Annotated in this window: 3 protein-coding genes; all 3 read left to right on the top strand. The window is 40.5% G+C overall.

Annotated elements, in window-relative coordinates:
• Positions 1-121 precede the first annotated feature (121 nt).
• Positions 122-4,129, top strand: a complete 4,008-nt coding sequence (locus AYJ08_RS13855; protein ID WP_064018222.1) for a non-ribosomal peptide synthetase — start codon at positions 122-124, stop codon at positions 4,127-4,129.
• A 27-nt stretch (positions 4,130-4,156) separates the two neighbouring features.
• Positions 4,157-9,844 (top strand): MupA/Atu3671 family FMN-dependent luciferase-like monooxygenase, encoded by a 5,688-nt coding sequence (locus AYJ08_RS13850; RefSeq protein WP_064018221.1) that lies wholly within the window; start codon positions 4,157-4,159, stop codon positions 9,842-9,844.
• Between the two features lie 20 nt (positions 9,845-9,864).
• A partial coding sequence (locus AYJ08_RS13845; RefSeq protein ID WP_064018220.1) for a serine hydrolase domain-containing protein occupies positions 9,865-10,942 on the top strand: 1,078 nt, incomplete at its 3' end.

Here is a 10,942-nt window from a genome sequence, read left to right as displayed (position 1 = left end):
AGCCTGATCACCCTTAAGCGGAAATTTTGGTCCTGAGGGTGGTCGGGACTTATAAAGAATACCTCGAGGAACTGACATAACCTGGGGTAATCATGCAAATGGAGAGGAGAAAAAATTAGCGATGGATAACATTACACAGAATCTGCTTCTCTCAAGCGGTGAATTAGAAGAAGAACGACACTACTGGTTAAACAAACTAGCGGGAGCAGAACAGTTAACCATTTATCCACCTGATTTTTCAAGAGGTGAGCAGAAAGATGCCCACAAGACGAGTATACCTTTTACTTTTCCTGATGAAGTGAGTAAATGGATGATACAACTGGTTAACGGGTCAGAGCATGGCATCTATATGGTTCTGCTGAGCGGGATCAATTGTCTACTCTATAATCATATTGGTTACGAGGATTTGATCATTGGAATGCCTGTGTTCAAGAATGATGCCACTATAGACCTAAGTCAACTGTTAGCCATTCGAACACAGATGACGCCAAATGATACCTTTCGCACCATCTTGCATCAAGTGAAGCAATCAGTCATGGAAGCTGATCAATATCAAAATATTCCTATCATGAAAATTTTTAATGAATTAGGATTGGTACCCGAAGATCAGCGACTCCCCGCTTTTCCCGTGGTAGTAAACCTTCGCAATATTCATAAGGATGTACATAATGATTCAGACCTTCGTTTTCAGTTTCATTTTTCTGGGGAACAACTGACGGGGGAAATTGTTTATTCGAATGACTTATTTCACAAAGAAACTGTGAACCAAATGTCCAAGCATCTCTTCCAGATATTTACGAGTGTAATGGAAAACTCTTCCCGACCATTAACAGAGCTACAAGTAATGAGTGAAGAGGAGGCTAATCAGATTATCCATGGCTTTAATCAAACAGAGAGAGCCTTTGCACGAGACAAAACCATTACAGACTGGTGGGAAATACAAGTTACCAAGACTCCTGATCAAATTGCAGTCGTGTATAAAGATCAGGCACTTACCTATAAAGAGGTAGATGAGAGAGCAAATCAGATTGCTTGGCATTTACAGCGTCATGCCTTTATTCAGGCCAATGATTGTGTGGGAGTAATGGTTGAGCGGACAGAGGAAGTGGTGATTAGTTTACTAGCAGTGCTTAAATCGGGAGCAGCTTATGTACCGATTGATCCTACGTATCCAACCGAGCGGATCGCTTATATGATTCATGATAGCAAGATGAAGGCAGTGATTACTCAATCTGCTTATTTGAATCACTTTGAGCATAAAGATTCTGCTGAATACAAACCTATTTCTCTTGTGGTTCTTGATCGGGATCAAGAATTGATAGATAAGGAACCAACTCCTGGGCTAGACACGATCCGTAACGCTGACAATCTAGCTTATGTTATCTATACGTCAGGCTCAACAGGCAATCCGAAAGGTGTTATGGTAACCCATAGAAATGTAGGGAATTTTTTTGTCGGGATGGATGAAAGACTACAGCCTCTAGAGAGTGATACGTTTCTATCGGTGACAACCATCTCATTTGATATTTCTGTTTTGGAGCTATTATGGACAATGACTAGAGGAATTCGTCTTGTCTTGGTAAACACGCAGGAGGATACGTTTGGTAGCTATGATCATTATCTTGACCAACCGCATGTTGAGATGATCACGATGATGCAATGCACACCGTCCCGACTTAAACTGTTAATGGATGCGCCTGACTCCCAGCGTTTGTTACAGTCTCTTCGGATTTTGTTAGTAGGCGGAGAAGCATTTCCTGCTCAATATATAGACGATCTCCATAAGAAAACCAATGCAAGAATATTCAACATGTATGGTCCCACAGAGACTACAATCTGGTCTGCGGTTCATGAAATACCTAGACTAGCTACAAAGCACAACGAAAATATAACAATAGGAAAGCCAATCGCAAATACGCAAATCTATATTCTTGATCAGCATCAAAAGCTGGCTCCCATCGGAGTGCAAGGGGAGATTTGTATAGCTGGTGAGGGAGTAGCGAAAGGATATCTGAATCGCATTGAATTGACTGAGGAAAAGTTTGTAACGAATCCCTTTGGTAAAACGAGGGATGAAAAAATGTTTAAAACGGGGGATATTGGTAAATGGCTTTCGGATGGAACGCTACAATGTCTCGGGCGTGCCGATCATTTAGTAAAAATACGTGGGTACCGAATTGAATTAGGTGAGATTGAGCATACATTAAATCAGCATCATGGAATTTCTAATTCTATCGTGCTTGCCGAACCAGACCATCAGGGAGATATGCAGCTCTTAGCCTTTCTAGTCATGAATTCAGAAGGAGAGGGAGGAACATCGACACAAGAAATACGTGAATATCTAATGCAGCATTTACCTGCGTATATGTTGCCACATTTTTTCAGCAAGATATCTAGCTTTCCGCTTAAACCAAACGGGAAAATTGATCGTCAAGCGCTCTCCCTGCTGACTAGAAGTGATATAGGCTCCACTGTGTTTGAAGTGGCCAGAGATGAAGAGGAAGCGGTACTTATCAGTGTTTGGAGCCAGGTACTTGGCGAGGATAAGATTAGTATTCATGATCGCTTCATCGATTTAGGCGGAGATTCAATAAAAGCCATGAGGGTCGTTTCTGAGCTTTATAAGCGTGGATACAAGCTTCAAGTGAAAAGCCTGTTTGAATATCCAACGATTATCGAATTGCGGCCACATCTACAGCCAGTCAATCATCGGGCTGATCAGGAAATTGTACAAGGAATCGTTCCTCTGACGCCTATTCAACACTGGTTTTTTGCCCAGCCGATGGAGGAAAAACAGCATTATAATCAATCAGTGATGTTAGATAGCAAGTCTCCGATTGACTATGAAAGCTTGATTAAGGTTCTGGACAAGCTCACTGCTCATCATGACGCTCTACGGATGGCCTTTCGACAGGAAGAAAATGCTATTGTGCAGACGATTCGGGATACATCTCAACCGGTCTATGAATGTCAGGTTTTTGATTTGACAGGTAAATCAAAAACAGAAAAAGAGGTGAAAAGTGACATTCAAAGCATATGTCGAGAGCTACAATCAAGCCTTGATTTGTGGGGTGGCAAGCTATGTAACGTTGGGTTATTCCACACGGATTATGGGGATCATTTATTTCTTACCCTCCATCATTTGATTGTCGATACCCTTTCTTTACGAATTTTATTAGAGGATGTAGAGCAAGGCTATCAGCTTGCAGTGAATAATCAAGCTGTTTCGCTTCCTGATAAGACAGATTCTTATCTTGCCTGGTCACAGCAGCTATACGAATATGCAAACTCATCTGATCTGCAAAAAGAGCTTTCTTACTGGGAAAAAATAAGAGAGGACTCTGTAGAAGAAGACCGTGCCGTGGGGAACATGAGCGAGAACGAGCGGCTGGTTGGCAGACTTTCAGCATCAGATACTCAGTTATTGCTAAAAGAGGTTCACCGTGCCTACAATACTCAAATGTATGACATTCTCTTAACGGGGCTCGGCATGTCTCTTCGCTCATGGAAGAAATCGGACATGATACTCATTGATGTCGAGGGACACGGACGCCACGAGCTGAGTGACCAACTGGACATAACTCGGACTGTGGGATGGTTTACTGCACTATATCCAATTCTTTTGGATATGAGACATCATGCTGATCTCTCCATGCAAATAAAGGAGATGAAAGAACTGTTAAAGAGAGTCCCCAATCAAGGAATCGGTTACGGACTACTCAGATATCTTGGAACGGACATGAATAAACAAGCATTGTCAGGTGGATCGCAAGCGACTTTCTTATTTAACTATCTTGGAGAAATAGATGAGGAAAAGGAAGATGCTATTTTTCAACTTTCCTCCATCCAACCAGATCATACAATCAGCAGTGCCAACAGTCGCACCCATAAGCTAATCTTTACAGGAATGATCCAAAATGGAGAGCTGACATTTTGGATGGACTACGGCAGAAATCAATTTTCGCGAGATACGATGCAAAATGTATTGGATGGTTTTTTCAGACATCTACAAGAAATTATTCGTCACTGTACGAGTAAAAAGACTCAAGAGTTTACGCCAAGCGATTTTGGGGACAACAATTTATCTATGTCAGATTTGGATGACATTTTAAGTCTATTAGAAGAATGATCTCTTATACATGAGCAGAGGTGAAATATGGAGACTAACAACGCACAAATTCAGAAAATATATTCACTCACTTCCACCCAAGAAGGAATGCTGTTTCATTCCATGCTTGATCGTACATCGGGAACATACTATCAGCAAGCCGTCTTTACCGTAGATGGCTTGCTTCAGCCAGAACTTTTAGAGAAAAGCTTTAATATCCTGATTGAACGGTACGAGATTTTTCGGACAATGTTTGTATATGAGAAGATTCAAACGCCAAAACAGATTGTATTAAAGGAACGACCACTACAAATCCAGGTTGTCGATATATCACATCTTGATGAGGAAAAGAAAGAGTCCTATATCGATGAATTTGTTAGGTCAGATCGTTCAAAAGGGTTTGATCTTACTCATGATACTTTATTTAGAGTTACAGTCATTCAAGCGGCAATTGATAGCTTTTACATTGTTTGGGGATTTCATCATATCCTTATGGATGGTTGGTCATCAAGTATTGTCCTAGATGAGCTTTTCCATATTTACGATTGTCTTCGAAATGAAAAAAAATGTGAGCTTAAAACGGTACAGCCCTTTAGCCAGTTCGTTAAATGGCTAGAGCAACAAAATCATGAGGAAGCGAGCGCATACTGGAAACAATATCTGGATCAATATGAGCAGCCAAGGAGTCTTCCAGCCTTTGGTGAAGGTAGCGCATCTGGAAAATTTAAACATGGCGAAGTTATCTTCGAATTAGATGAGAAGATTACCGAAAAGCTAATACAAATTTCTAAGCAACGCCAAGTTACGATTAATACAATATTTGAGGCATGCTTCGGTATCTTTTTGCAGAAGTACAGCAATCATACAGATGTTGTATTCGGTTCGGTTGTTTCGGGTCGCCCTCCTACGCTACTCGGCAGTGATGAAATGGTTGGTTTGTTTATTAATACCGTTCCAAAACGAGTGAAATGCGAAGAAAATCAGGTTTTCTCATCCTTATTACAAAAAATACAGCAAGCTTCCCTTGAGTCTAAAGATTATGAGTACTATCCTCTTTATGAGATTCAGTCACAATCTCAGTTGAAGCAAGAGCTTATTTCACACCTTTTGATTTTTGATAATTATCCACTCTCAAAAGGATTAGAACGTTTGCAAGATAAACAAAACATGGGCTTTTCTGTAACAAACATTCAATTTACTGAACATCCAAATTATGATTTAACTTTGCATATTCAACTTGATCAAGTAGTCAAGATAAAAATTATTTTTAATGAACTGATTTACATAAAAGAACAAGCGGAACAATTCAAGAAGCATTTTATGCATATCCTTCATACGGTGACGTCTGAACCAGATCGTTTGATCGCTCATATAGAATTATTGGATCAAGCAGAAAAAAATCATATCATTCATACATTCACGAATGAGGAACTAGTCTTATGTGATGAAAAAACAATTCAAGAATGGTTCCAGGTCCAAGTCACGAAAATTCCAGATGAGATCGCAATCGTTTATGGCGATAAAACATTGACTTATCGTCAACTAGACGAGCTTTCTACCCAACTTGCCCATTATTTGCGGGAACAGTATCAAATTAAGCCAAATGATTTGGTCGGAATCATGCTAGAACGTAGTGAGCAGATGATCGTATCTCTGCTGGCTATTTTAAAATCCGGGGCAGCGTATGTACCTATTGATCCAACGTATCCAGTTGAGCGCATTCGTTATATTATCAACGATAGTCAAATGAAAGTGCTTGTCACAAAATCACGTTTTCAAAATCGAATGGGTGATAGATCTGAAACGGCTATCCTACTCCTTGATGAAGTAGATGCTAAGCTGGCAAATCAATCAATTACTGTTCCACATGGGATAAACAAAGGATCGGATTTGGCCTATGTGATCTATACATCGGGTTCGACTGGTAATCCAAAAGGCGTAATGGTTACGCATGCAAATGTAAGCAACTTTTTTACAGCAATGGATCAAAAGCTGCAGCCAAATACAACTGATGCTTTTTTATCAGTAACAACGATTTCCTTTGATATTTCTGTTCTAGAACTATTCTGGACGCTAACACGCGGAATCCAGGTTGTCATAAGCCCTGATGATACGTATGAAAACTACGACAGTTTTTTAACGAATACGGAACAGCCACAGATGGATTTTAGCGTATTCTTTTTCTCAAGCTACGATCATCAACAGGTAGATGATAAATATTCATTGCTTTTGGAAACAACCAAGTTCGCAGACAAGCATGGCTTTAATGCTGTTTGGACTCCAGAACGTCATTTTCACGAGTTCGGTGGACTATATCCTAATCCGTCCGTAATCAGTTCAGCGCTTGCTATGATTACCCAAAACTTGCAGATCCGTTCTGGTAGCATCGTATCTCCCTTGCATGACTCTCTACGCATTGCTGAGGAATGGTCAGTCGTAGATAATCTTTCAAAGGGACGTGTTGGCCTATCGTTTGCACCTGGCTGGCATGTAGACGACTTCGTTTTACGTCCGGAAAACTACGAAGAGCGTTATGATCTTATGTTTAGACAAATAAAAGAAGTCCGCCAATTATGGCGCGGTGAAAAAGTAACGCGTATAAATGGAAAGGGATACCCTGTAGAAGTCCAAGCATTTCCAAAACCAATTCAATCGGAGGTTCTTGTTTGGGTGACAACAACAGGGACAGCCGAATCCTTTATTGAAGCTGGAAAAATGGGAGCTAATATTTTAACGCATTTTCTTGGACAGGATATTTATCAATTAGAAAAAAATATTCGTCTTTATCATGAGACCCTCCGCGAGAATGGATATGATCCAAAGCTGTTCAAGGTGTCACTCATGCTACATACCTTTATTGATGATGATCTTGATTATGTACATGACAAAGTAAAAAAACCATTTTGTGACTATCTAAGATCTAGTGTTAGCTTGATACGTAATCTGGCCAAAAATCTTACTATCGGGACAGATATGCTGGATATGAACAACGTATCAGAGGAGGATATTGAACAAATTCTGGAAGTCGCTTTTCAACGCTACTGGAATACGGCGACCTTACTTGGGACACCAAAGACTTGCCATAAATTAGTTGAGCAGCTCTATTATATCGGTGTGACTGAAATCGCTTGTTTACTCGATTTTGGTATTGATCATGCTTCTGTTATTCAAAGCTTGCATCACTTAGCTGCTTTCAAGGATAAGTTCGCTAGAAAAAGCGAGGTCAAAGCTTTAGCTAGCGATACAACTCCGAGTATCCGGCCGATCACCATGATGCAAACAACACCGTCACGGCTCAAAATGATTGCCGCTGATCCTAGCTCTCAGAAGTTTTTACATTCTCTTGAGACCTTGCTAGTGGGCGGTGAAGCTTTCCCTGCTTCTCTGATGCATCAGATACAAACGCAAACAAAGGCAAGCATATACAACATGTATGGTCCGACCGAAACAACAATTTGGTCGGCGATCCATCAGATAGCTGAGACAGATCCAATTGCCTACATTGGGAAACCGATTGCTAACACCCAAATTTTCATTCTTGATGAGCACCATCATATTCTACCGATTGGGGTGATCGGTGAGATTTATATCGGTGGAAAAGGAGTAGTGAAAGGTTACTGGAATAAGGAAGATTTGACTAGTGAGAAATTTATTCCGAATCCATTTTCTTCCGATTCACAGTCTCGATTGTACCAAACAGGTGATTTGGGGCGATATCGAGCAGATGGAACACTTGAATTTATAGATCGAAAAGATTATCAAGTCAAAATACGAGGCTATCGCATGGAGTTAGGCGAGATTGAAACAGCGATTCTTAAACATCCAGATATTGCAGAAGCAGCGGTTACTACTCAAACGGATGAAAATGATGATAAACAACTCGTTGCCTACATTGTCTGGAGTGCGGGAACAAATAAAATAAACAAAAATGTAACTCAACTGCGCAGTTTCCTTGCGGAGAGGTTACCGGGATATATGATCCCTGCCTATTTTGCTTCTCTGGAACAATTACCTTTAACTCCAAACGGCAAAATAGATCGGAATGCTTTACCAGTAGATTGGACCTTGATAGACACGGGCGTTGAATATGTGGAGGCTTCCAATGATAAAGAGGATGCATTAGTTGCTGTTTGGCAAAAAGTCCTAGGTGTCACTAATGTAAGCGTTCATGACAATTTCTTCTCGCTAGGTGGAGATTCGATACGTGCGATACAAGTGTCTTCCTTAATTCAAAAATACCAATACAAAATTCAAATACATGATTTATTCAAGTACCCAACCATTAGAGAGCTTTCTATGCATGTGAAACAAATGAAAACAAAACGGACAACGAACCAATTAGTTGAGGGGAACGTACGTCTAACACCTATTCAGCATTGGTTCTTTCAGCAAAATGTAACAGATGCCCATCACTACAATCACGCAGTCATGCTTCATCATGAACAAGGCTGGGACGAGCTATTGCTCCAAAAGGCATTTACCCGGCTTGTTGAACACCATGATGCCCTGCGTATGACGTTTCATGTAGAAGGGGAGCACGTTATACAGAATATCCGTGGACTTACAGATCGGTTGTTTGATTATACATGCTTAGATTTCAGAGGTAAGCATGCGACGCCAGCTATGATCGAAGCCGAAGCATCTAATATTCAGGCTGGATTTAAACTTAGCACAGGTCCGTTGATCGCGATTGGACACTTTAAAACGGATCATGGTGATCATTTATTGATAGCGATTCATCATTTAGTAGTTGATGGAATATCTTGGAGAATTCTGCTTGAAGATCTTGCCAGTGGTTATATGCAGGCACAAAATGGAGAAGCAATTTCTTTTCAGGATAAAACGGATTCTTTTAAAGAATGGTCAACAGAGCTTCATGTTTATGCCAATAGTCAAACCATTCTAAAGGAATCTGCATATTGGGAGCAACTGGCTAACGTACCGATAGCCCCCTTGCCTCAGGATCATATTGTCATTGATGATCGGATGCAGGATAGCAAGACATTAACCATGCATCTTAATCAGGAAGAGACTACCCATTTATTAAAAGAAGTTCACCATGCCTACAACACAGAAATAAATGACATCTTGTTAACGGCACTTGCTCTTACAATGAGAGAGTGGACTGGTGACAATCGCGCGCTCATACACGTAGAGGGGCATGGTAGGGAGCCAATCAGTGAGAATATAGACATTTCGCGGACGGTTGGCTGGTTTACCTCTCTTTATCCAGTGTTGCTTGAAACAAAAGATACAGATATCGCCTATCATATTAAATATACCAAAGAGTATCTGCGCAAGGTTCCGAATAAGGGAATTGGCTATGGCATCTTACGCTACTTAACATCTGCTGACATAGAAAACGTCAGTCATCTAAAAGTAAAGCCGCAAATTATGTTCAATTACCTGGGACAATTTGATCAGGATATCTCAACCGATGCCTTTACAATCTCACCTTTTAGCACAGGTCCAACCCTGAGTCGCAGGGTACAGAGACAGTACAATTTTGAAATTGTTGGTATCATTCAGGATGGTGCATTACGACTTCACTTTGAATATAACCAAAACATGTACGATTTTAGTACAGTACAAAATATGATTGATGTATACAAAAAACATTTGCTTGACATTATCAATCATTGTCTCAATAAGAAAGAAAAAGAGATCACTCCAAGTGATGTAGGGAATAATACGCTCTCTATTGAAGAATTAGCTGATTATCTAGAGAATTTATAGAAGGAAAAGGAGAGATTTGCATGCTGCGTATAAAAGAGCTTGAGCATCAAATCACGATGGAAATGGAGCAGGCCCGTGTACCGGGTCTGGCCATCGCCATTATTCATAATAAGGAATTAGTCTATACAAAGGGATTTGGTGTAACTAGTGTGCAGGATTCAGGAGCAGCGGTAAGTCCACAGACATTATTTCGTATAGGCTCGATTTCGAAGCTGTTTACCGCAACGTTGATCATGAAATTAGTAGAGGATGGACTTCTTGATTTAGATACTCCCATCATCAATTACATTCCCTGGTTTTCACTCCAAAATCCCACGTACAATAGTCTGTTAACTCTTCGGACTTTATTGAGCCATTCGGCAGGATTTAATAACGGCGGAGATTATCTTGGAAGTCGCGAATCAGATGGTTTACGGCGACATGTTTCTGAGGAGCTTTCTAAAATGACATTGATGGCTCCACCGGGAAAGCTTCATACATATAGTAATTTTCATTACAATCTAGCAGGCTGTGTAGCAGAAGAGGTTACAGGAAAAGCTTTTGCAGCCTTGATTCAAGAAGTAGTCTTTGCTCCTCTAAAAATGAACAGCAGTACATATGATCCACTGTTTGCAATGACCCATTCACTGGCGTTGCCGCATTATATACATGATGATCAGATTTGTGTCCTGCATCGCTTTGTAGAAAATACAGCATATTATCCATCCTTTTTTGCGATGTCAACAGTGACAGATTTAGCTAAGTTTGCCCTTTTACATATGAATAATGGGTGTTACTTGGATAAACAATTCTTTCAGGCCCAATCCATCCAGCAAATGCATGAATATAACACGCCATTATTTAACACGTACCAAAGTGGGTTTGGATTGGGATTTTTCTTGCAAGAAACAGAGACAGGTCATCGTATTTCCCGACATTTTGGCGATATTAGCAGCTATAGTGGTGATTTTGTTATGCACACAGAGGCGGGGAGTGCTGTCATTATCCTTAATAATCGCCCCTTTCCGCATGAAAAAAATATCCGTCTCGTGTTTGATCAATTGCAATTTCCGCTTGTCCAAGCCAAAACATCCACCGAGCTTCTTAAAGATCCGAATA

Source organism: Brevibacillus sp. SKDU10 (genome assembly GCF_001645205.1).
Classification (GTDB): domain Bacteria; phylum Bacillota; class Bacilli; order Brevibacillales; family Brevibacillaceae; genus Brevibacillus_B; species Brevibacillus_B halotolerans.
The sequence above is the reverse complement of the archived record's forward strand: the minus strand, read 5'-3'. Positions and strand labels throughout refer to the sequence as shown.

Bases quoted from the DNA above. Each gene is read 5' to 3' on its own strand.
- AYJ08_RS13855 (WP_064018222.1), top strand. From the start codon at position 122: ATGGATAACATTACACAGAATCTGCTTCTCTCAAGCGGTGAATTAGAA.
- AYJ08_RS13850 (WP_064018221.1), top strand. From the start codon at position 4,157: ATGGAGACTAACAACGCACAAATTCAGAAAATATATTCACTCACTTCC.